This is a genomic window from Methyloversatilis sp., from assembly GCF_030698125.1.
Lineage (GTDB): Bacteria > Pseudomonadota > Gammaproteobacteria > Burkholderiales > Rhodocyclaceae > Methyloversatilis.
In genome coordinates this window covers 46,977-67,069 of sequence record NZ_JAUYNV010000001.1, presented here as the reverse complement: position 1 = coordinate 67,069, position 20,093 = coordinate 46,977, and the positions used below count along the sequence as shown (strand labels likewise).

At 64.3% G+C, this 20,093-nt stretch carries 23 protein-coding genes and 1 tRNA gene; 10 read left to right on the top strand and 14 right to left on the bottom strand.

All coding sequences use genetic code 11. The features are described from left to right. Window positions 1–3: 3 nt before the first annotated feature. The 7 genes from Q8Q80_RS00355 to rpoS all read left to right on the top strand — a co-directional run bounded on the left by Q8Q80_RS00355 (window position 4) and on the right by rpoS (window position 4,238). Window positions 4–312, top strand: a complete 309-nt coding sequence (locus tag Q8Q80_RS00355) for an integration host factor subunit alpha (RefSeq protein ID WP_069039919.1) — start codon at window positions 4–6, stop codon at window positions 310–312. Continuing rightward, window positions 296–664 carry a MerR family transcriptional regulator gene (locus Q8Q80_RS00350; RefSeq protein WP_305631027.1) on the top strand — a complete coding sequence of 123 codons (369 nt, stop codon included), beginning with the start codon at window positions 296–298 and terminating at the stop codon, window positions 662–664. Before Q8Q80_RS00355 ends, Q8Q80_RS00350 begins: the two co-directional genes overlap by 17 nt. Before the next feature lie 71 nt (window positions 665–735). Then, window positions 736–812, top strand: a tRNA-Pro gene (locus tag Q8Q80_RS00345). Between the two features lie 83 nt (window positions 813–895). Further along, complete coding sequence (gene surE / locus Q8Q80_RS00340) at window positions 896–1,639, top strand: 5'/3'-nucleotidase SurE (RefSeq protein ID WP_305631026.1); 744 nt, start codon at window positions 896–898, stop codon at window positions 1,637–1,639. Further along, the gene (locus tag Q8Q80_RS00335) at window positions 1,636–2,289 is read left to right on the top strand and encodes a protein-L-isoaspartate(D-aspartate) O-methyltransferase (protein ID WP_305631025.1); all 654 of its coding nucleotides are present in this window, start codon (window positions 1,636–1,638) and stop codon (window positions 2,287–2,289) included. Before surE ends, Q8Q80_RS00335 begins: the two co-directional genes overlap by 4 nt. Before the next feature lie 89 nt (window positions 2,290–2,378). After that, the gene (locus Q8Q80_RS00330; protein WP_305631024.1) at window positions 2,379–3,281 is read left to right on the top strand and encodes a peptidoglycan DD-metalloendopeptidase family protein; all 903 of its coding nucleotides are present in this window, start codon (window positions 2,379–2,381) and stop codon (window positions 3,279–3,281) included. Window positions 3,282–3,284: 3 nt separating this feature from the next. Then, complete coding sequence (gene rpoS / locus Q8Q80_RS00325; protein WP_305631023.1) at window positions 3,285–4,238, top strand: RNA polymerase sigma factor RpoS; 954 nt, start codon at window positions 3,285–3,287, stop codon at window positions 4,236–4,238. A 366-nt stretch (window positions 4,239–4,604) separates the two neighbouring features. On the opposite strand, the gene fliR is transcribed toward rpoS, so the two are convergent. The 4 genes from fliR to fliO are packed head-to-tail and all read right to left on the bottom strand — an operon-like array spanning window position 4,605 to window position 6,839. After that, on the bottom strand, window positions 4,605–5,378 hold the full coding sequence (gene fliR, locus Q8Q80_RS00320; RefSeq protein ID WP_305631022.1) for a flagellar biosynthetic protein FliR: 774 nt from the start codon (window positions 5,376–5,378) through the stop codon (window positions 4,605–4,607). Between the two features lie 6 nt (window positions 5,379–5,384). Beyond that, complete coding sequence (gene fliQ, locus Q8Q80_RS00315) at window positions 5,385–5,654, bottom strand: flagellar biosynthesis protein FliQ (RefSeq protein WP_305631021.1); 270 nt, start codon at window positions 5,652–5,654, stop codon at window positions 5,385–5,387. Window positions 5,655–5,667: 13 nt separating this feature from the next. Further along, window positions 5,668–6,420, bottom strand: coding sequence for a flagellar type III secretion system pore protein FliP (gene fliP, locus Q8Q80_RS00310; protein WP_371132655.1), 753 nt, complete (start codon window positions 6,418–6,420; stop codon window positions 5,668–5,670). Continuing rightward, on the bottom strand, window positions 6,417–6,839 hold the full coding sequence (gene fliO / locus Q8Q80_RS00305; RefSeq protein WP_305631019.1) for a flagellar biosynthetic protein FliO: 423 nt from the start codon (window positions 6,837–6,839) through the stop codon (window positions 6,417–6,419). Before fliO ends, fliP begins: the two co-directional genes overlap by 4 nt. A 250-nt stretch (window positions 6,840–7,089) precedes the next feature. On the opposite strand from fliO, the gene Q8Q80_RS00300 reads away from it, so the two are divergent. Continuing rightward, entirely contained in the window at window positions 7,090–7,977 is an 888-nt protein-coding gene (locus Q8Q80_RS00300; protein ID WP_305631018.1) for a GGDEF domain-containing protein, read from the top strand. A gap of 85 nt (window positions 7,978–8,062) precedes the next feature. Here the strand turns inward: Q8Q80_RS00300 and Q8Q80_RS00295 are convergent, their stop codons facing one another. From Q8Q80_RS00295 to fliF, 10 genes are all read right to left on the bottom strand, one after another. Next, the gene (locus tag Q8Q80_RS00295; RefSeq protein ID WP_305615755.1) at window positions 8,063–8,254 is read right to left on the bottom strand and encodes a YqaE/Pmp3 family membrane protein; all 192 of its coding nucleotides are present in this window, start codon (window positions 8,252–8,254) and stop codon (window positions 8,063–8,065) included. A gap of 184 nt (window positions 8,255–8,438) precedes the next feature. Next, on the bottom strand, window positions 8,439–8,882 hold the full coding sequence (fliN, locus tag Q8Q80_RS00290; RefSeq protein ID WP_305631017.1) for a flagellar motor switch protein FliN: 444 nt from the start codon (window positions 8,880–8,882) through the stop codon (window positions 8,439–8,441). Next, a complete protein-coding gene (fliM, locus tag Q8Q80_RS00285; RefSeq protein WP_305631016.1) occupies window positions 8,879–9,904 on the bottom strand; it encodes a flagellar motor switch protein FliM in 1,026 nt (341 codons plus the stop codon). Before fliM ends, fliN begins: the two co-directional genes overlap by 4 nt. A 29-nt stretch (window positions 9,905–9,933) precedes the next feature. Continuing rightward, complete coding sequence (locus Q8Q80_RS00280) at window positions 9,934–10,539, bottom strand: flagellar basal body-associated FliL family protein (RefSeq protein WP_305631015.1); 606 nt, start codon at window positions 10,537–10,539, stop codon at window positions 9,934–9,936. Window positions 10,540–10,680: 141 nt separating this feature from the next. Continuing rightward, a complete protein-coding gene (locus Q8Q80_RS00275; RefSeq protein WP_305631014.1) occupies window positions 10,681–11,715 on the bottom strand; it encodes a flagellar hook-length control protein FliK in 1,035 nt (344 codons plus the stop codon). A gap of 63 nt (window positions 11,716–11,778) precedes the next feature. After that, window positions 11,779–12,216, bottom strand: coding sequence for a flagellar export protein FliJ (gene fliJ, locus Q8Q80_RS00270; RefSeq protein ID WP_305631013.1), 438 nt, complete (start codon window positions 12,214–12,216; stop codon window positions 11,779–11,781). Window positions 12,217–12,294: 78 nt separating this feature from the next. Then, on the bottom strand, window positions 12,295–13,773 hold the full coding sequence (fliI, locus tag Q8Q80_RS00265; RefSeq protein ID WP_371132654.1) for a flagellar protein export ATPase FliI: 1,479 nt from the start codon (window positions 13,771–13,773) through the stop codon (window positions 12,295–12,297). Continuing rightward, the gene (locus Q8Q80_RS00260) at window positions 13,766–14,467 is read right to left on the bottom strand and encodes a flagellar assembly protein FliH (RefSeq protein ID WP_305631012.1); all 702 of its coding nucleotides are present in this window, start codon (window positions 14,465–14,467) and stop codon (window positions 13,766–13,768) included. The genes fliI and Q8Q80_RS00260 overlap by 8 nt, the downstream gene beginning before the upstream one ends. Window positions 14,468–14,504: 37 nt before the next feature. Next, complete coding sequence (gene fliG / locus Q8Q80_RS00255; RefSeq protein ID WP_305631011.1) at window positions 14,505–15,497, bottom strand: flagellar motor switch protein FliG; 993 nt, start codon at window positions 15,495–15,497, stop codon at window positions 14,505–14,507. Next, entirely contained in the window at window positions 15,490–17,208 is a 1,719-nt protein-coding gene (gene fliF / locus Q8Q80_RS00250; RefSeq protein WP_305631010.1) for a flagellar basal-body MS-ring/collar protein FliF, read from the bottom strand. Before fliF ends, fliG begins: the two co-directional genes overlap by 8 nt. Window positions 17,209–17,407: 199 nt before the next feature. On the opposite strand from fliF, the gene Q8Q80_RS00245 reads away from it, so the two are divergent. Together Q8Q80_RS00245 and Q8Q80_RS00240 are read left to right on the top strand one after the other, a co-directional pair. Beyond that, window positions 17,408–18,655 (top strand): PAS domain-containing sensor histidine kinase, encoded by a 1,248-nt coding sequence (locus Q8Q80_RS00245; RefSeq protein WP_305631009.1) that lies wholly within the window; start codon window positions 17,408–17,410, stop codon window positions 18,653–18,655. After that, window positions 18,652–20,058, top strand: a complete 1,407-nt coding sequence (locus Q8Q80_RS00240; RefSeq protein WP_305631008.1) for a sigma-54 dependent transcriptional regulator — start codon at window positions 18,652–18,654, stop codon at window positions 20,056–20,058. The genes Q8Q80_RS00245 and Q8Q80_RS00240 overlap by 4 nt, the downstream gene beginning before the upstream one ends. The last annotated feature ends 35 nt before the right edge of the window (window positions 20,059–20,093 follow it).

Below are 20,093 nucleotides of genomic sequence, written 5' to 3'. Positions count from 1 at the left end.
CGCATGACCACACTGACCAAGGCCGAACTGGCGGAAATGCTGTTCGAACAGGTAGGGCTGAACAAACGCGAGGCGAAGGATATGGTCGAAGCATTCTTCGACGAGATCCGTGACGCGCTCGAAAGCGGCGACGGCGTCAAGCTGTCGGGCTTCGGCAACTTCCAGTTGCGTGACAAGCCGCAGCGCCCGGGGCGCAATCCCAAAACCGGCGAGGAAATTCCGATCACCGCGCGGCGGGTTGTTACCTTTCACGCGAGCCAGAAGCTGAAGGCGGCCGTCGAGGGCATCGATTACGATGGAAACGACGAGTAAGGAGCCGCTGGTCCTGCCAGCGATTCCCGCCAAGCGTTACTTCACGATCGGCGAGGTGAGCGAGTTGTGCGGCGTCAAACCGCATGTGCTGCGCTACTGGGAGCAGGAATTCACCCAGCTCAAGCCGGTGAAGCGACGCGGAAACCGGCGCTATTACCAGCACCACGAAGTACTGCTGGTGCGCCGTATCCGCCAGCTGCTCTATGAAGAAGGCTTCACCATCAGCGGTGCGCGCAACCGTCTCGACGATTCCGATCCTCGCGCCGGGGCTGCGCCGGCTACAACGGGGAATGACGTCGACGTGGCACAGTTGCGTGCAGCACTTCAGGAAATTCTCGATCTGCTTGAGTGACACGCGGTTGCCGATTTTTGCGGGGCTTTCGGCTCAAGGCAGCCGGCCCCTGATATAATTTCGAGCTGAGTCGGGGCGTAGCGCAGCCTGGTAGCGCACTTGCATGGGGTGCAAGGGGTCGTGAGTTCGAATCCCACCGCCCCGACCAATTCTTCTTGCTTCAATCTGCTGTGGCCATTCGTTGCGACATCGGTTGCAACATCGTGCCGCATCATTCGCCTTCCGTTTCCCATGCGCATTCTGTTGTCCAACGACGACGGTTACTTTGCTCCCGGCCTCGAGGCGCTCGCACGGGCTCTCGGCGAGGTTGGAGATGTGACCGTCGTGGCGCCCGAAGCTGATCGCAGCGGTGCCAGCAATTCCCTTACCCTTGATCGTCCGTTGATCCTGCGCCGCGCGCGCAACGGTTTTCATTATGTCAATGGCACGCCGACGGACTGTGTTCATCTTGCGGTGACGGGCATGCTCGACCACCTGCCTGACATCGTCGTATCGGGTATCAATGACGGCGCCAATATGGGCGACGACACGATCTACTCGGGCACCGTTGCGGCAGCGACCGAAGGTTTCCTGCTCGGCGTGCCGGCGATTGCCATGTCGATGACGCGCAAGGGCAGTGCGCATTACGACACCGCGGCCCGCATCGCCTGCGATCTGGTGCGCCGGCTGACCGACCGGCCTTTCGCGACGCCGGTGTTGCTCAACGTCAATGTTCCCGATCTGTCATTCGAGGCCCTGAAAGGTGTTCAGGTAACGCGCCTCGGGCGGCGGCACAAGGCCGAGCCTGTGGTGCGCACCACCAATCCGCGCAACGAAACCGTCTATTGGGTCGGCGCTGCCGGCGCCGCGCAGGATGCCGGCGAAGGTACAGACTTCCACGCCACGGCCAACGGATTCGCATCAATCACGCCGCTGCAGATCGACCTGACCCACATGGCCCAGATGGGGCAGGTGCGCGACTGGCTGGGCGCATGAAGGCAGCGGACGCAAGTCTGACCCTCACGCGTGCGCGCGCCCGGATGGTTGAACGACTGCGTGTTTCGGGCATCCGCGACGAAGGCGTGCTGGCTGCAATTCAGTCCATACCGCGTCACCAGTTCGTCGAAGAGGCACTCGGTACGCGCGCCTACGAGGACACTGCGCTACCGCTCGGCTTCCAGCAGACCATTTCGCAGCCCTTTGTCGTCGCACGCATGATTGAACTTCTGCGCGCTGGCGGACGTCCTCTCGGCAAGACACTTGAAGTTGGAGCCGGGTGCGGGTATCAGGCCGCCGTGTTGTCGAAGCTTGCGAGTGATGTGTATGCGATCGAGCGCATTGCGCCGCTGCTGGAACGTGCCAAGCGCAACCTGCGTCCTTTGCGGTTGCCGAACGTTCGCCTGAAACACGCCGATGGCATGATCGGTCTGGCTGCAGAGGCGCCATTCGATACAATCATCGTGGCTGCGGCTGCGGCGGCGGTGCCCAAGGCCTTGCTCGATCAGCTGGCTGAAGGCGGGCGACTCGTGATTCCCGTCGGTACCGCCGACCAGTCACTGAGACTGATCGAAAGACAGCCGCAGCGCTATGTCGAATCGAAACTGGACGCGGTGCGCTTCGTGCCGCTGTTGCCGGGGGTTGAATGAATAGATCGTTGTTCGCGGTGCCGGTGTTGTGCCTGTTGCTTGCGTCATGCGCTGGCACGCGGCCGGCGCCGGTTGAAGTCCGTCCGCCGATGGGCACATCGTCCACTGCCGCACCGGCCACGCCTCCCGCTGCCGCAGCTGCTGCACAGCGTTCCGCTGTGCACGTCGTCGCCAAGGGCGACACGCTGTTCAGCATCGCGCTCGAATATGGTCAGGACTGGCGAGATCTGGTGATCTGGAATCGCCTCGAAAACCCCAATCTGATCAAGCTCGGGCAGGAATTGCGTGTTGCTGCACCGGAGGGAGGCATGGAAACCCGTCCGATCGCCGCGCCCGGCGTTGAATCGCGGCCTATTGACACGCCTGCTCCGAGCGCGCCTGCCGTGACCGAGCCGTCTCCCGCCGTAGCGGACGCGATGCTCAAGCGCGAGCCACGCGGCGGCGTTGAACCATACTCCGAAGCGACGCTCGACCGCATTCGTTCGGCCGGGATCACATCTCAGCCGCCCGGTGCAGCCGTCGTGGCCACAACGCCCGCGCCGCCGGCGGCAACGGCTGCTGCTGCAGGGACCAGCGCACCGGTCATCGTCACGCCGCCGGACGCTGTGCGTACGGAAGACGGCGTCGAGTGGAGCTGGCCGGCGAGCGGCCGCATCATCGGACGCTTCGGCGAAGGCAGCAACAAGGGCGTTGATGTTGCAGGGCGTACCGGCGACCCGGTTCTGGCGGCGGCTGGCGGTCGCGTGGTGTATGCCGGCGAGGCCATGCGCGGTTATGGCAAACTGGTCATCGTCAAGCACGACAACACGTTTTTGTCCGCTTACGCGCACAACAGCAAGATACTGGTTCAGGAACGCGACACGGTAAAGCGCGGTCAGCGTATCGCCGAGCTGGGCGACAGCGACACCGAAGCAGGCAAGCCCCGTCTGCACTTCGAAATACGGCGCCAGGGCAAGCCCGTTGATCCGATGAAGTATCTGCCACCGAGATAATCCATGTCCGATCTTTCGCAACCCGAAGACGCCGAACCGGCTGAGCCCGTCGACGACGATGCCGTCGCGGGCGAGCTGGATGGCGTCGAGGTCGCGGCCGAACCGGTCGAAGCGCCCGAGGCGGAATTCCTCGGCGATGCCACCCAGCTCTACCTGAACGAGATCGGTGCCAACCCGCTGCTGACGCCGGAGGAAGAACTTGCCCTGTCGCGCCGCGTGCGCCTGGGTGACTTCGAAGCGCGCCAGACCATGATCGAGCGCAACCTGCGCCTGGTCGTGAACATCGCAAAGCACTATCTGAATCGCGGCATGCCGTTGCTTGACCTTGTGGAAGAGGGCAATCTCGGCTTGATCCACGCGCTGGAAAAATTCGATCCGGAGCGCGGTTTCCGCTTCTCCACCTACGCCACCTGGTGGATACGGCAGAACATCGAGCGCGCGATCATGAACCAGTCGCGCACCATCCGGCTGCCCGTGCATGTGGTGAAGGAGCTGAATCAGGTTCTTCGCGCCATGCGCAATCTGGAGGCGCGCAGCGGTGGTGATTGTTGCGCCGAAGACATCGCAACCTTGCTGGCCAAGCCGGTTGAGGACGTGCGGCACATTCTTTCGCTGAACGAACACACTGCTTCGCTCGATGCGCCGCTCGACATCGATCCGTCCCTGTCGATCGGCGAGTCCCTTGCCGACGACAATCAGGAAGGGCCGGAAGAGCAGATCCAGAACGCCGAAATCGGCAGCCTGGTTCAGGCCTGGATCGCCCAGCTCAACGACAAGCAGCGCACGGTGATCGAGTATCGCTACGGCATCAACAACCGCGAGATCGCCACCCTTGAAGAGCTGGCCGATCAGCTCAGCCTGACCCGCGAGCGGGTGCGCCAGATCCAGCTCGAAGCACTTGCGCAACTGCGCAAGATCCTGCGTCGGGCGGGTGTGTCGCGCGACGTGCTGTTGTAACGTCGTCGGGGGGTGCCTGTTTGCGTCGGCTTTTGCCAAGTCGGCGGGTTCGGCAGGCGTAGCGCAGTGCGCTGCGAAACCCTGAGCTCGGGAGGCCGGCTTTGCACAGCCGGCCCGTTCAGCAGGCGCAGCGCAATGCGCTGCGAAACCCCAGAGCTCGGGAAGCCGGCTTTGCACAGCCGGCCCGTTCGGCAGGCGCAGCGCAATGCGCTGCGAAACCCCGGAGCTCGGGAGGCCGGCTTTGCACAGCCGGCCCGTTCAGCAGGCGGCGGGCAATGCCCGCCGAAACCCCGGAGCTCGGGAAGCCGGCTTTGCACAGCCGGCCCGTTCGGCAGGCGCAGCGCAATGCGCTGCGAAACCCCTGCCTCACCCCATTGCCAGTTGGGCTACGGTTTCGAGGCCGTATTCGAACAGGCGCTGCATCGCTGGCGCGACGAAGGACAGCGACAGCATCAGCATCACGAAGCCGGCGATCAACGTCACCGGAAAGCCGATGGCGAACAGGTTGAGCGCCGGCGCGGCGCGCGTCAGCACGGCCAGCGCGATATTCACGACCAGCAGCGCCGCGATCAGCGGCAGCGCCAGCATCAGGCCGGCGGAAAACACCGTGCTGCCCCAGCGCGCGATGGCCAGCCAGCCATTGGCCGGAAACAGGTCGGCACCGACCGGCCACCATTCGAAGCTGTTGCCCAGCACGGCCAGCAGCATCAGGTGGCCATTGATCGACAGGAAGATCAGCGTTGCCATCAGACCGAGAAATTCCGCGATCACCGGCGACTGGGACGCGTTGTCCGGGTCGTAGAACATCGCGAAGCCCAGGCCCATCTGCAGGCCGATCAACTCGCCGGCCAGATCGACCGCCGCGAACACGATGCGTATCGTGAAGCCGAGCGCGATGCCGATCAGCATCTGCTGTACCAGCGCCATGGTGCCCGGCCAGGAGCCGACGCTCAGCCCGGATGGCGGCAGGGTGGGCAGTATGGCAAACGTGATCAGCAGGCCGAGGGCAAGCCGGGCGCGCATGACGAAGGCGCGGTTGCTGAACACCGGCGCCGCGGCGATCAGCCCCATCACCCGCGCCAGCGGAAACAGGAAACTTGCCATCCACAGGTCGAGCTGGGCGGCGGTGACCGAAATCATTCAGTACTAGCCGAGCAGCGACGGGATCGATGAATACAGCCGGCGCATGTAGTCGGTCATGATGGTGATCATCCACGGGCCGCCGATCACCAGCACGGTGAACACCGCAATCAGCTTGGGAATGAACGAAAGCGTCATTTCGTTCACCTGCGTCGCGGCCTGGAAGATGCTGACGATGAGGCCGGTGATCAGCGCTGCGCCCAGCATCGGTGCGGACACGAGGAGCAGGGTCTCGACGGCATGGCGGCCGATGTCGACGACGGTGGTGGGCGTCATGGTGCGCAGTCCTTCATATCTGGCCGAAACTGGAAACAAGGGTGCCGAGGATGAGGTTCCAGCCATCCACCAGCACGAACAGCATGAGTTTGAACGGCAGCGACACGATGACCGGCGACATCATCATCATGCCCATCGACATCAGCACCGAAGCGACCACCATGTCGATGATAATGAAGGGAATGAAAATGATGAAGCCGATCTGGAAGGCCGTCTTCAATTCGGATGTGACGTAGGCCGGCACGACCACGCGCATCGGCAACTGCTCCGAATTGGCGACCTTCGGCGTGTTCGACAGACGCATGAACAGTTCGATGTCCGGCTCGCGCACCTGCTTCAGCATGAAGGTTTTCAGTGGCTTGGCGCCGGCGTCCAGCGCCTGTTCGAAGCCGATGCGGTTTTCGCTCAGCGGCAGATAGGCCTCGGCGTAGATCTTCTCGCCGACCGGCGCCATGATGAAAAAGCTCAGGAACAGCGCCAGACCGATCAGCACCTGGTTGGGCGGACTGGTCTGTGTGCCCATGGCCTGACGCAGCAGCGACAGCACGATGATGATGCGGGTGAAGCTGGTCATCATCAGCATGACCGCCGGCAGGAAGGACAGGCTGGTCAGCAGCAGCAGGGTCTGGATGGACAGCGACCAGTTGGTGCCGCCGCCGGCCGCTGGTGTACTGGTCAGCGCGGGCAGGGCCTGCGCCCACGTATCCGGCGCCGCGAAGCCGCCCAGCAGAGCCAGCCCAAGCGCTGGAAGCAAGCGCCGGGTCACGATCGACCCGCCTTCAACTTTGCCAGCAGGGCGCCGAAGTCAGCCGCGACCGGCTTCGCATCGGAGCCAGCCGGACTGATCTCTCCGCGCGGCAGCGTCGCGATGCCGGTGACCGAGCCGGGCGCCACGCCGACCACCAGCCAGTGTTCGCCGATTTCGAGCAGGACCACGCGTTCGCGCGATCCCACCGCGATGCCGCCCACGGTGCGGATCGGCGCGCTGCTGCCGGTCAGGCGACCGCCGGACAGGCGGCGCAGCAGCCACAGCACGGCGAACAGCGTCGCCAGCACCACACCGAGCGCGCCGACCATCTGCATGACCGCACCAGCGCCGCTGGCGGGCGACGCGGGGGCTGCGGGCTCTGCGGCCTGAAGCAGGCCGGCGGAAAAAAGAAGCAGGAGTGAAAGCCAGATTTTCATGCGCCAAGGCTAGCGCCCGACAGTGCCCGTTCAGCGCGGGAATAGATCGGTTTTAGGGCGGCAATTTCTGCCGCACGACATCCGTCTTCGTGCGCAGCTCGGGAGCGTCATTGCGCAGCGCGCGCGAGGCGTTGAACGTATCGCCTGCGCTGATGCCCAAGCGTGTGAGGTTTCAAGAATTAAGATGTGTCGATCGCGATCTCGACGGATGCATGACATTGCTCCGGATCCACCTGGTACCAAGCCGCCCATGACTTCAGATCAATCTGGCCAGGATCGTCCCGTGCTCGCCCCGCAGACTTTCAGACGGGCGCTTGATAAGAGCCACGAAGCGAAGGCAAAAGTCGAAGTCGTTGCCAACGAGCTCACGTCGGCAAACGATGCCGTCAAGGCAAAGATTGCAAAGGGCGTAACGTCCTTGCCCGTGCATGAAGCGCTGGCAGACAGCGAGGGGGTTGAAGTCAAGGTGCAGGATGTCGCGGGCGACCTGCACGAGGTGACGGATACGCTGTCTCAGGGCATCGAAGACCTGAAGGGTGTCGAATCTGCACTGAAGCGGTCCCGGAAAGCGTTGATCGAATCGGAGGCCGCTCTCGCGCTGTCACAGCGGGGAGAGCATAAGGCGAAGTTCGACGGGATGCACGACCCGAGGACCGGCCTGCCCAATCGCACCCTGTTCGATGACCGGCTTGCGCAAGCCATTTCGCTCGCCGAGCGCCATGGCTGGACGCTGGCCGTCATGTTTCTCGATCTGGACCGCTTCAAGACAATCAACGATACGCACGGGCATGCCGCGGGCGACCGCGTGCTGGAGGAAATTGCGCGCCGTCTGAACGGACACTGTCGCGACGAAGACACGGTATGCCGCAACGGGGGGGACGAGTTCCTCTACCTGCTGATGAACCCTCAGGGCCGGGAAAACATCGAGCGCGTGGCCAGTATGGTGCTGGCGAACCTCGGCGCCCCGATCGACATGGATGACCTTCAGCTCAACATCACGCCCAGCATTGGCATCGCGCTCTATCCGGAACACGGCGGGACCGTCGAGCAATTGATCGATCGTGCCGATATCGCCATGTATCAGGCAAAGCGGGCAGCGAGCGGTTTTGCGATCTTCGACGACGCCAGTCGAGGCTAGCCGTTTTCCGCCGCGATTGCGCAGACAGGATGCAGTCGGGCCGTGAGGTGACGCCGGTCACCTTGCCTCGAAACCGCTGTGCCGCCTACCGCTTGCCGAGCGCTTCTTCGATGCGCTTGTCGGTCTTGTACTGACTCAACGCATAGACCGCCCACAGCGCGGCCGGTATCCAGCCGATCAGCGTCAGCTGCAGGATGAGGCAGATCACGCCGGCGATCGGGCGACCGATGGTGAAGAAGACCATGAAGGGCAGAAAAATGGCGAGCAGCAGTCGCATGAGAGCTCCGTGAAATGGGCGATGGCTTACGATACCACCCGTTGCGCAGCCCGCGAACGCGGCTGCGTCAGCCTTGTGTAGTGGCCGTGACAGCGGACGCCGACAAAAAAAGAGCGACGCCATGGCATCGCTCTTTTCCATTCGCCGGACTCTGACTGATGTCCGGCCCGATCGGGGGCATTCGTCAGCGTTTCAGTTTCTTCATCCGTTCCGCCGGCGTAATGATGTCGGTCAGGCGAATGCCGAACTTTTCGTTCACCACCACCACTTCGCCCTGTGCGATCAGCGTGCCGTTGACGAGCACGTCCATCGGCTCGCCGGCCATGCCGTCCAGTTCCACCACCGAACCGTGGCCCAGTTGCAGCAGATTCCGGATCGAAATCTTGGTGCGTCCGAGTTCCACCGTCAGCTGGACCGGGATGTCGAGAATCATTTCGAAGTCGCGCAGCCCTTCGGATGACTTGTTCGCCGCATCACCGAACTGCTGGAAGATGTTGGCGGGCTGCACACCCTTCTCGGCCTCACCGTCGAGTGCCGCAAGCGCGTCGTCAGCCGTGGTCTGCTCGGACATCGCAGCGGCCCAGTCGTCATCGCTGACCTGCTCTTCCGCTTCAGCCAGATCACTCATGATGGTTCCTCACCCTTTTTCTTGCCCTGCACGTTCAGGGCGTGTTCGATCAGTTCTTCCTCGCCGGCCATGAAACGCTCGATCTTCAGCGCATAGCGGCCAGCCTGTATGCCGTACTTGCATTCCAGGACCGGAATGCCATCAACTTCGGCTTGCACAGTGTCTGAAATGGTTATCGGAATGATGTCGCCAACCTTTAGGTTGTTCAGGCCGCCCAGGGTCAGCGAGCCGCCCCCCAGCTGCACGTTCAGTTCCACCGCGGCATCCTGCACCTGACGGGTGAGCAGGTTGATCCACCGGTTGTCCGAACTGACGCTGTCGCTCTGCATCGATGAATTCAGCGTGTCGCGCAGCGGCTCGACCATCGAATACGGCAGGCAGATGTGCATTTCCGCCGACACGCCACCGAGCTCCAGCGTGAAGGTGGCTGCCACGACGATTTCCGACGGCGTGGCGATATTGGCGAACTGCGAATTCATTTCCGAGCGCACGTACTCGAAATTGATCTTGAACACCGGCTCCCACGACCGTTCGTACTCGGCGAAGAACACGTCGAGCAGGCCCTGGATGATGCGTTGTTCGGTCGGCGTGAAGTCACGTCCCTCGACCCGGGTGTGGAAACGTCCGTCACCGCCGAACATGTTGTCGATGACCAGAAAGACGAGGTTCGGATCGAACACCACCAGCCCGGTGCCACGCAGCGGCTTGACCTGTACCAGATTCAGATTGGTCGGCACGACCAGGTTGCGGATGAATTCGGAATACTTCTGCAGCCGGATCGGGCCGAGCGAAATCTCTGCGCTGCGTTGCATGAAATTGAACAGGCCGATGCGCAGGTAGCGGGCAAAACGCTCGTGTATCAGTTCCAGCGTGGGCATGCGCCCGCGCACGATTCTTTCCTGGGTGCCGAGGTTGTACGGGCGTACGCCGCCCGTGTCTTCGGCTTCGGCCACTTCATCGGCCTCGCCGGTGACGCCCTTGAGCAGGGCATCGACCTCTTCCTGGGAAAGAAAATCAGACATCGCGTTTCCTCGTGGCGACCGGTTTCAGCCTACTGGACGATGAAGGACGTGAACAACACGGCCTCCACGGGTCCGACGGGCTCTTCCGGCTCGCCCTTCTTGTTGGTCGGTACTTCGCCAACGATGGCATTGATCGAATTCCTCATTTCGCCTGCCAGTGCTTCCCGGCCTGCCGTCGTACCCAGCTCGGACGCTTTCTTGCCGGACAGCAACATCAGCACGTGGTGGCGGATTTCCGGCATGTACACCTTCAGGTTGTCGGCAGCAGGTTGTTCTTCCACCTTGACCGTAGCCTTGACCTGCAGGTACTGATCGACCTGCGTTTCGGGCGCCAGATTGACCGTGAAGGGGTCGAGTTCGACGAATACCGGCGGCAGGCCCTTGGCTTCTGTGTCCTTCTTCTTCTTCAGCTTGGCCTTCCTGGCGGCGAGGGCCTTTGCATCCGGATCATCCTCGCTCATTTCATCGGCGTGCTCGTCTTCGCCCTCTTCGGCGTGACTGCCGGTCATCATGAACATTGCGGCGGCACCGCCGATGACGACCAGCAGCGCAACGGCAAGGATGATGAAAAGCATTTTCTTGCTCTTCTTGGGTGCGTCGGCGGCGACGTCGTCTGCGGTGGCGGCTTTTGCCATGGTGTGCGCTCCTGTATGGATCGGGATTGTGGGCGGGTACTGATGCCTTTCAATGACCGAATAACGGCCGAATGTCCCGTTTTTTTAGCGCCGATGTAAGCAGCGCCGTCAGGAGCGTGTTCTCACCCGGTTGCCGGGGTGCTACGCGAACAGGTCAACAAGGCCGCTGCCGCGCCGCGCCGCCGGTGCGATCAGCAGTTCGCCATCGCCGTTCCCATCGCGCCCGCGCTCGCCGCGCTGGCCGCCCTGACCCTGTTCGCCGGAGCGCTGTTCGCCGGAGCGCTGTTCGCCGCTGACATTGGTGTTGCCGAGCGAAATGCCGCCTTCGGCGAGCATTTCACGCAGTCGCGGCATCGCCTGCTCCAGTGCTTCCCGCACCTGCGGGTTGGCCGATACGAACTGTGCCGTGCCCAGATCGCCGCCGATCTGCAGCGAAATTTCGATCCGGCCCAGATGCGGCGGCGTCAGGATCAGTTCCGCGCGACTGTTGCCGTTTTCGGCCAGCCAGGTCACCTGGTGGCCGATGTCGTCCGCCCAGCCGGGATGCGTGATCGGGGTGGCAACCGCCATTTCGGTGGGCGGCTTCTGTGCAGCGTTCAGGTGGCCGCGAAAATCGCCCTGGGCGGTCTGCGGCGTTGCCGGCTGACCGGCGTCCGCCCGGGCGTCACCGGCCAGCAGCGCGTCCGGCAGATTCTTGCCGTTCGTTTCGCCGGTGCCATCTGTCGCGGCGGCAATCACTGCCGCCGGCAATTCGCCCGACGCCTCGCGGCCCGCTTTCCTGCCGCCTTGCCCGGTCAGATCGAGATCAAGGTCGGCCTGTTCGTCCAGGGTATCTCCCCGACCGGCCAGCCGTTCGATGACGGGCAGGGTCGCCGGCACCAGCAGGCCGGCCGGCAGCAGTTCGGTCGCGATGCGGGCCGGATCGGCGCTCAGCGCATCCAGCAGATCGATCTTCTCGTCGCTGCCGTCGTTGCTGCCGTCGTCGAGCAGACGGGCCAGCAAGGCAGCGCGCGGGTCTTCGGGCGCATTCTTCAGGGAGTCCTGCAGCAGGTTGGCAAATGCCGTCGCCGTGTCTTCGGGCGACGCATCGGCACCGATGCCGCGCGCTTCGCTCACCGGGCCACTGGACGCGAGCGCTGTGGCCGACGAGGGCAGGCTGAGCTTGATGTCTGACATGGGAAGTCCTCCGTTGATGGAGGGGTATAAGCAGCTAGCGTGCCAGCTGCCGGACGTGCCGTGTCAGTCGTCCGCAACCAGGCGACCCGAACGGTCGTCCGCCACACGCTGTTCGGCCCTGGCTTCACGCTTGACCAGCGTGGCCTGATGGCGGTCGGACAGTGTTTCGAAGGCCTTCACGCGGGTGCGCGTGTCGAGCCACACGCGCTGGCCAGCCTGGGCGCGGTCGCGCGATTGTTCCACCTGCTGCTGCTGGTGGCGGATGGCGTCGTCAATGCGGGCGAGGAAGGCGGAGTAATTGCTCCACTGGCCCGGTGTCAAGCCGTTGCGTGCAGCGGCCAGGAACTGGTCCTGATATTCCTTGCGGTAGTCCTCGAGCATCGTGAGCTTGCGCGACTGGTCGTGTTCGCTGGCGATCAGTGCCGCCAACGCACGCGCCGACTCGTCCATGCGCGTCTGACTCAGGTCGAGAATGGTCTGCAGACGAAACGGTTCAGCCATGATTCAAAGGTCTCTCTTTGTCCGGCCACATTGCGTGCTGCCGGTCACGGCCGCCGCACGTGTCACCGATTTTTGCAATCAGGGATTCAGACCGAAAATCTGGTGCAACTTCATCACTGCGTCCTCAAATCCTTCACGTTCGTCCATCGCCTGCTGCAAAAAGGCTTCCAGCGTCGGAAACATGTTTACTGCAAGATCGAGCTGCGGGTCTGCGCCCGGCGAATAGGCGCCGACCGAAATGAGGTCGCGCGCGCGCTGGTAGCGCGACCACAGCCCCTTGAAGCGGCGCACCAGATCGAAATGGCTGGGTTTGACCAGGCTGTGCATGGCGCGCGATACCGACTGTTCGATGTCGATGGCCGGGTAGTGGCCGGCATCGGCCAGCTGGCGCGTGAGCACGAAGTGGCCATCGAGAATGGCGCGCGCCGAATCGGCGATCGGGTCCTGCTGGTCGTCGCCTTCGGCCAGCACGGTGTAGAAGGCGGTGATCGAGCCGCCGCCCTCCGGCCCGTTGCCGGCCCGTTCGACCAGTTGCGGCAGGCGGGCGAAGACACTTGGTGGATAGCCGCGGGTGACCGGTGGCTCGCCGATGGCCAGCGCGATCTCGCGCTGCGCCATCGCATATCGGGTCAGCGAATCCATGATCAGCAGCACGTGCCGGCCCTGATCGCGGAACCACTCGGCAACCGTGGTCGCATAGGCGGCACCCTGCAGCCGCATCAACGGGCTGGTGTCGGCCGGTGCGGCGACCACGACGGATCGTTTCAGGCCGGCGGCGCCGAGGATCTGCTCGATGAATTCCTTCACCTCGCGGCCCCGTTCGCCGATCAGCCCGACCACGACCACCTCGGCCGACGTGAAGCGCGCCATCATGCCCAGCAGCACCGACTTGCCGACGCCGGAACCGGCGAACAACCCGATGCGCTGGCCGCGGCCGACGGTGAGCAGCGAATTGATCGAGCGTATGCCGGTGTCCATGGTGCGGCGTATCGGTTCGCGCAGCAGCGGATTCACCGCGCGGCTGGCGACCGAACGCGAGTGCCGCGTGATGACCGGGCCGAGCCCGTCGAGCGGCCGGCCGGCACCATCGACCACGCGGCCGAGCAGGGCGTCGCCAACCGGCAGGTGCTTGGCACGGTCGGATGCACGCCTGCGCGGCTCCAGCCTTTCGGTCGGGGTGGGGCGCTGCGGCGCCGCTTCGAGCGGTATCACTTGCGCGCCGGGCGCGAGGCCGACCACATCATCGGTCGGCATCATGAACAGCTTGTCGCCGTTGAAACCGACCACTTCCGCTTCGCAGCTGTTGCCACCCGGCACCATGATGCGACAGCCGGAACCGAGCGGCAGCTTCAGGCCGGCAGCTTCCATCACCAGACCGTTGATGCGGGTCAGACGCCCCGCGTGCAGGTACGGATTGATGCGTCCGGCCAGCGTGCCGCAGTCGGTCATGAAGCCGGACCACTTCGCGAGATGAGCGTTCGACGCAGCCGGTGCGGCCGTCTCCGGCGTGTCGTCGAGCAGTGGCTCGTCGACCGGAGTGTCCAGGGTGTCAGTCATGTTCTATCCAGTCCGCATCATCGATCAGCGCCTCGACGATGCGCGTCCAGCGCGTGGCCAGTGTGGCGTCTATGTGACTGCCGCCCGCTTCGATCTTGCAGCCGCCGCGTGCAATCGCGGTGTCTTCGAATATGCGATGGCCGGCATGCGCCAGCTGGTCACCGGCGTGCGAGCGCACGAGCGACGCGTCGTCCGGGTTCAGATAGATCGCTGTGTGCTGGTGCGGCAGCTGGTTGATCGCTTCGCGCACGACCCCGACGATCACTTCCGGTTTGACCGCGATCGCCTGCCGCACCACCTGGCGGGCGATTTCCACGCCCAGGTGCAGCACGCCCTGCGCCACTTCGGTGTCGAGCGATGCCAGTGCCTCCTGGAGCTGTTCGATCACGCTGTGCAGGCGCATGGCTTCCATGCGCACGCGCGCCGTACCTTCTTCGTAGCCGGCGGCGTAGCCTTCGCGGTGGGCGTCCGTCTGAAGCTTTTCGAGTTCTTCGGCCGTGGGCAGCTTGAAGTCGGGCTGCGTCTCGCTGTCTGCTTCCGATTCGGCTGCAGCATGTGTTGTCGGGACCGGCGTTGCGGATGCGCGGCCCTGCGACCCGCCCGGAGCATCCTCAATGCCCGCAGTCGGCGCGATGCCCTGGTCAAACACTTCGAGCTTCCAGTGCGTGAAAGCGAGTGCGCCGTCCGACGTCATCGGCTGCTCCCGCGCGTGTCGCCGGGCTGGAACCGGATCACAGCATTTCCTCGCCGCCCTTGCCGCCCATGACGATCTGGCCTTCTTCTGCCAGGCGACGCGCGATCTTCAGGATTTCCTTCTGCTCGCCCTCGACTTCGGACAGTTTGACCGGGCCGCGTCCTTCCAGGTCTTCGCGCAGCGATTCGGCGGCGCGCGACGACATGTTCTTGAAAATCTTCTCGCGCAATTCGGGCGAGGCGCCCTTCAGCGCCAGTACCAGCTGGTCACCGCTGACTTCGCGCAGCAAGGTCTGGATGCCGCGGTCGTCGATGTCGAGCAGGTTCTCGAACACGAACATTTCATCGACGATCTTCTGTGCCAGTTCCGCGTCGTATTCCTTGACCGCATCGAGGATGGCCGACTCATTCGCGCTGCCGACAAAACCCAGTATTTCGGCGGTCGCCTTGATGCCGCCGAGCGCCGTCTTCTTCATCTTGGCCGAACCGGCCAGCACGCGCGACATGGCTTCGTTCAGTTCCTTCAGCGCCATCGGCTGTACGCCGTCGAGCGTGGCGATACGCAGCACGACGTCGTTGCGCAGCCGTTCGGCGAACAGCTTGAGCACTTCGGCCGCCTGGTCGAATTCCAGGTGGGTCAGGATGGTGGCGATGATCTGCGGGTGTTCGTTCTTGATCAGGTTGGCGATGGTGGCGGCATCCAGCCACTTCAGGCCTTCGATGCCGGCGGTGTCCGAATCATTCAGGATGCGCGACAGCAGGTGACCGGCGCGTTCTTCGCCCAGCGCCTTGGTCAGCATGTTGCGGATCAGCGTTTCGTCGGCCGATACGCGGCTGCCGGCCGAGGTGGCTTCGTCGAACAGGTCGAGCACTTCGGTCACCCGTTCGCGCGGCACGTTGCGCAGCCCGGCCATCGCAGTACCGATCTTCTGCACTTCGCGCGGCCCGAGATGCTTGAGCACCTCGGCCGCGGCGTCTTCGCCCAGCGTCACCAGCAGCAGGGCGCTGCGTTCGATTCCGAGATCATTCATCGCCGTTCACCCAGTGCTTGATCACTTCCGCGATCGCCTTCGGATCGTTCTTCGCCATTGTGCGCGCTGCTTCGAGCTTGGTTTCGAACGCGAGCGCTGCGCGCGCTTCGGGTGACAGTTCGAGCTGGGCCGCCGCGCTGCCGGGCAGGGATACCGGCTGGCCATCGGCATCCAGCGTGACGTCGCGCACATCGTCTTCGTTGCGCCCGGCCGGTTCGGTCAGCGTGCGCACCAGTGGCTTGAGCACACCGAACAGCAGGTAGGCCGCGACGCCGGCAACCAGCAGGTATTTCAGCAGGTCGCCCGCCATGCCGGTCAGTTCCGGATCCTTCCAGACCGGCGTGTCGATCACCTCGTGCTGCACTTCGGTGAAGGGGGCCGATGCCACGTTCAGCGTGTCGCCGCGCCCTTCGTTGAAACCCATTGCCTCACGCGTCAGGTCATTGATGCGTTTGAGTTCGTCGTCGGTCAGCGGTACCGGCTTGGTATTGCCCTTGTCGTCGGTGATGACCTTCTGCGCCACCAGCACGGCTACCGAAAGCCGGCGAATCTGTCCGGTCGGCTGGCGCACGTGCTGCACTGTCTTGTCCAGCTCGAAATTGGTCGTCGAATCCTTGCGCGTATTGATCGGCACCATTGGCGCTGCGCCGGGCGCACCTTCGGCCACCGGCCCGCCTGGCGCCGGCGGTATCGTGATCGGCGCGGCGGCCGGCGCCGGCGGTTGATTGGCGAGCGCGCCCGGAACGCCACCGGCGGCCGGCTGGTTGCTGACCGATTCGCTCATCTGCTGGCTGCGGATTGCGGCTTCGGGCGTCGGATTCGGTTTGTAGGTTTCGGCGGTCTGTTCGGTCTGGCTGAAGTCGATGTCGGCGGCGGTCTGCACGCGGTAGTTGCCGCGCCCCATCAGCGGCTCCAGCATGGCTTCGATGCGCCGGATGGTGGATGCCTCGATCTCGTTCACATACTTCAGCTGGGTCGGGTTGAGCGTCGCGCCGTCTTTCATGTCGCGGTTGCCCGACAGCAGGTTGCCGTTCTGGTCGAGCACCGACACGTTTTCGGTGGCCAGCTGCGGCACACTCGATGCGACCAGGTGCACGATGCCGCCGACCTGTTCCGGGCTCAGCGTGCGGCCCCCGAGCAGCCCGAGCACCACCGATGCCGACGGCTTCTGGTCGTCGCGCAGGAAGGCGCTTTGCTTGGGAATGGCCAGATGCACGCGGGCGTTGTCCACGGCGGCCAGCGTGCCGATGGTCTGCGCCAGTTCGCCTTCCAGCGCACGCTGGTAGGTCACCTGCTCGGAAAACTGCGACTGCCCCATCTTCTGCTTTTCCATCAGCTCGAAACCGATCGAGCCACCGCGTGGTAGCCCCTGGGCGGCGAGCTTCAGCCGCGCATCGTGTACGAACTGCGACGGCACCAGGATGGCGTGCCCGCCTTCGGAAAATTTGTACGGCACGTTCTGCTGCTGCAGCATCGCGACGATGGCGCCGCCGTCCTTGTCGTTGATGTTCGAGAACAGCACTTCGTAATTGGGGCTGTTGCTCCACAGCGCGAGGCCGACCAGCAGCGCGATCGCCATCGCCAGGCCGCCGGCGAGTCCCATCTTCTTCTGCATCGGCAGGGCGGCCAGTCGCTGCTGCGCAAGCGCAAGCGGATTGGCACCCCCGGCAGGGGCGGTGTTCGGATCAAGTAAGGCGTTTGCAGCGGCCATGTTTCGTCTCGCGCAGGTGACGGATGAGGGTCTGCAGTACGGCAGACCTTGCAGGATGAGACGGATTGTCGGCGTGCCTCGCGCGAGCCGTTCCGCGGATAAGGCGGGTTTTTGGCCGGCTGATCCGCCCGAAAACGTGGTCTGCGCCTTGCTACGCTGGCACGGTCGATCAATTCCTGCGCCCGCCGGCGTTCCGTACATGGCCGAACCCGCTGCTGCCACTGCTGCCGTCACCGCCGCCTCTGCCGCGGACATGCCGCGCATTGCGCCGGAGGAAGCGGCACGCCTGGCCGAAGCGTTCCGCCTGTTCAATGCCGCGTCGGCCGAGCTGTCGGAAGCCTACGGCACGCTGGAACGTCAAGTCGCCAGCCTGACCGAAGAACTGGCCGCAGCGAACGGCGAGTTGCGTCGCCAGTATGAACAGAAGGCGCGTCTGACCGACCGCTTGACGACCTTGCTGAACCAGCTGCCGGCCGGTGTCGTCGTGGTCGACGGCGCTGGCGAAATCGAACAGGCCAATCCGGTGGCATTCGACATGGTGGGCGCGCTGGCCGGACAGTCATGGTCGTCGTGTACCGGCCGGCTGGTCCAGGCCGACGCCCCCGCCGAATGGGACTGCACCGACAGCGAGAGCGCGCATCGCCGGCTGTCGGTCAGCGAAGCACCGCTGACCGGCGAGAACGCCCGCATCGTGTTGCTGCACGACATGACGCGCCAGCACGCGCTGAAGATTGCCGCTGCCCGCAATGAACGTCTGGCCGCGATGGGCGAAATGGCCGCCTCGCTGGCGCATCAGCTGCGCACGCCGCTGGCCGCCGCCACGCTTTACGTCGGCACGCTGATCGGGCGCGAACTGCCGCCGGCCGACATGCGCTCGATAGCATCGCGCGCGCAGGACAGGCTGCGCCATCTCGAGCGGCTGATCCGCGACACATTGATGTTCGCGCGCGGTGAAGTGCTTGGCCGCGAGGCGATCGACATCGCCGGCCTGCTCGAAGAATTGCGCCACACGGTCGAGCCGGTGGCGCGTGCCGCCGGCGTCGAACTGATTGTCGATGCCGCATCGGCAGTCGGCACGGTGTCGGGCGATCGCAAGGCGATTGCCAGCGCGCTGGTCAGCCTGCTCGAAAACGCGGTGCAGGCCTGCGGCGCCGGCGGTGAAGTCGGCCTGTCTGTCGGCATCGATGGCAATCGCCTCGGATTCACCGTGCGCGACACCGGGCAAGGCATCGCGCCGGAGATTCAGGAAAGACTGTTCGAACCCTTCTTCACCACGCGTGATGAAGGCACCGGACTCGGGCTGGCGATTGCACGCGGTGTGGCGCGCGTGCACGGCGGCGACATCGAATGCGTGTCCGCGCCCGGCGCGGGCAGTCAATTTACGCTGCGCCTGCCGATCACGGCCGGTAGCGGTGCCCCGGAAGACGTGCTGGAGAAGGTGCAATGAGCGAAAAGCTGAATATCCTGGTGGTCGAGGACGAACCGAATCTGCGCGATGCGCTGTGTCTGGCCATCGAATGCGCCGGCCACCGCGTGATCGGTGCGGCCGATGGCCCGCAGGCGTTGCGCATGATCGAGCGCAACACCGGCGAGCATGCGCTGAATCTGGTCATCACCGACCTGAAGATGCAGCCGATGGACGGCCTCACGCTGCTGCGCGAAATCCGCATGCGCGAAGCCGCGCTGCCGGTGCTGCTGATGACGGCGTTTGGCGACGTAGAAAAAGCGGTCGCCGCGATGCGCGCCGGCGCCTGCGATTTCCTGCTCAAGCCGTTCGAGCCCGACGTGCTGCTTGCCCACATCGACCGTTACGCGGCACCGGTGGTGACGCCGGCCGACATGGTGGCCGAGGACGCACGCACGCGGCAGGTGCTCGGTCTTGCCGCGCGGGTCGCCCGCTCCGAAGCCACCGTGCTGCTGACCGGCGAATCCGGCACCGGCAAGGAAGTGTTTGCCCGCTACATCCACCAGCAGTCGGCACGTGCCGCCATGCCATTCATCGCCATCAACTGCGCGGCCATCCCGGACAACCTGCTCGAAGCGACCCTGTTCGGCTATGAGAAAGGTGCGTTTACCGGGGCCGCCGCCGCGCAGGCCGGCAAGTTCGAACAGGCCAACGGCGGCACGCTGCTGCTGGACGAAATTTCCGAAATGCCGCTGGCGCTGCAGGCCAAGATGCTGCGCGTGCTGCAGGAGCGCGAGGTGGAGCGGGTGGGCGGCAAGAAGCCGATTCCGCTCGACATCCGCGTACTGGCCACCAGCAACCGCGACATGGAAGCCGAAGCGCGGGCAGGGCGCTTCCGCGAAGACCTGTACTACCGGTTGAACGTGTTCCCGATCGGCATTCCGTCGCTGCGCGACCGCCCGGGCGACATCGTGCCGCTGGCCCGCCACTTCCTCGCCGGCTGCGCGAAGGCGCAAGGTCGTGTGCTGCGGCTCGGCAATCCGGCGGCGGCAATCCTTGCCGGCCACGACTGGCCCGGCAATGTGCGCGAACTGGAAAACACCGTGCAGCGCGCCGCCATCATGGCGCCCGATGACCTGATCGAAGCCGAGCACATCATTCTTGGCGGCCAACGCGGCCTGTCGCGTCCGGTCGCGGTACCCGCTCCCGCCGTGGAGTCGGTCATGCCGATGCCCGCGGCCAACGATGCACCGCCCAGTGCCACGCCTGACGCGCCCCTGAAGGTCAGGTCGGTGCGCGACATGGAGCGCGACCTGATCCTGGAAACCCTCGCCGAGGTGGGTGGGTCACGCAAGAAGGCGATCGAGAAACTGGGTATTTCCGAGCGCACGCTGCGGTATAAACTGGCGCGCTACAAGGCGGACGGGTTGCTGCGGGAAGGTTGAATGTTTCCCTGCAGTGTGTTGGCCCGGGATTTGCT

Coding starts and splice junctions, on each gene's coding strand:
- Q8Q80_RS00355 (WP_069039919.1), top strand. CDS start 4: ATGACCACACTGACCAAGGCCGAACTGGCGGAAATGCTGTTCGAACAG.
- Q8Q80_RS00350 (WP_305631027.1), top strand. CDS start 296: ATGGAAACGACGAGTAAGGAGCCGCTGGTCCTGCCAGCGATTCCCGCC.
- surE (WP_305631026.1), top strand. CDS start 896: ATGCGCATTCTGTTGTCCAACGACGACGGTTACTTTGCTCCCGGCCTC.
- Q8Q80_RS00335 (WP_305631025.1), top strand. CDS start 1,636: ATGAAGGCAGCGGACGCAAGTCTGACCCTCACGCGTGCGCGCGCCCGG.
- Q8Q80_RS00330 (WP_305631024.1), top strand. CDS start 2,379: ATGGGCACATCGTCCACTGCCGCACCGGCCACGCCTCCCGCTGCCGCA.
- rpoS (WP_305631023.1), top strand. CDS start 3,285: ATGTCCGATCTTTCGCAACCCGAAGACGCCGAACCGGCTGAGCCCGTC.
- fliR (WP_305631022.1), bottom strand. CDS start 5,378: ATGATTTCGGTCACCGCCGCCCAGCTCGACCTGTGGATGGCAAGTTTC.
- fliQ (WP_305631021.1), bottom strand. CDS start 5,654: ATGACGCCCACCACCGTCGTCGACATCGGCCGCCATGCCGTCGAGACC.
- fliO (WP_305631019.1), bottom strand. CDS start 6,839: ATGAAAATCTGGCTTTCACTCCTGCTTCTTTTTTCCGCCGGCCTGCTT.
- Q8Q80_RS00300 (WP_305631018.1), top strand. CDS start 7,090: ATGACTTCAGATCAATCTGGCCAGGATCGTCCCGTGCTCGCCCCGCAG.
- Q8Q80_RS00295 (WP_305615755.1), bottom strand. CDS start 8,254: ATGCGACTGCTGCTCGCCATTTTTCTGCCCTTCATGGTCTTCTTCACC.
- fliN (WP_305631017.1), bottom strand. CDS start 8,882: ATGAGTGATCTGGCTGAAGCGGAAGAGCAGGTCAGCGATGACGACTGG.
- fliM (WP_305631016.1), bottom strand. CDS start 9,904: ATGTCTGATTTTCTTTCCCAGGAAGAGGTCGATGCCCTGCTCAAGGGC.
- Q8Q80_RS00280 (WP_305631015.1), bottom strand. CDS start 10,539: ATGGCAAAAGCCGCCACCGCAGACGACGTCGCCGCCGACGCACCCAAG.
- Q8Q80_RS00275 (WP_305631014.1), bottom strand. CDS start 11,715: ATGTCAGACATCAAGCTCAGCCTGCCCTCGTCGGCCACAGCGCTCGCG.
- fliJ (WP_305631013.1), bottom strand. CDS start 12,216: ATGGCTGAACCGTTTCGTCTGCAGACCATTCTCGACCTGAGTCAGACG.
- fliI (WP_371132654.1), bottom strand. CDS start 13,773: ATGACTGACACCCTGGACACTCCGGTCGACGAGCCACTGCTCGACGAC.
- Q8Q80_RS00260 (WP_305631012.1), bottom strand. CDS start 14,467: ATGACGTCGGACGGCGCACTCGCTTTCACGCACTGGAAGCTCGAAGTG.
- fliG (WP_305631011.1), bottom strand. CDS start 15,497: ATGAATGATCTCGGAATCGAACGCAGCGCCCTGCTGCTGGTGACGCTG.
- fliF (WP_305631010.1), bottom strand. CDS start 17,208: ATGGCCGCTGCAAACGCCTTACTTGATCCGAACACCGCCCCTGCCGGG.
- Q8Q80_RS00245 (WP_305631009.1), top strand. CDS start 17,408: ATGGCCGAACCCGCTGCTGCCACTGCTGCCGTCACCGCCGCCTCTGCC.
- Q8Q80_RS00240 (WP_305631008.1), top strand. CDS start 18,652: ATGAGCGAAAAGCTGAATATCCTGGTGGTCGAGGACGAACCGAATCTG.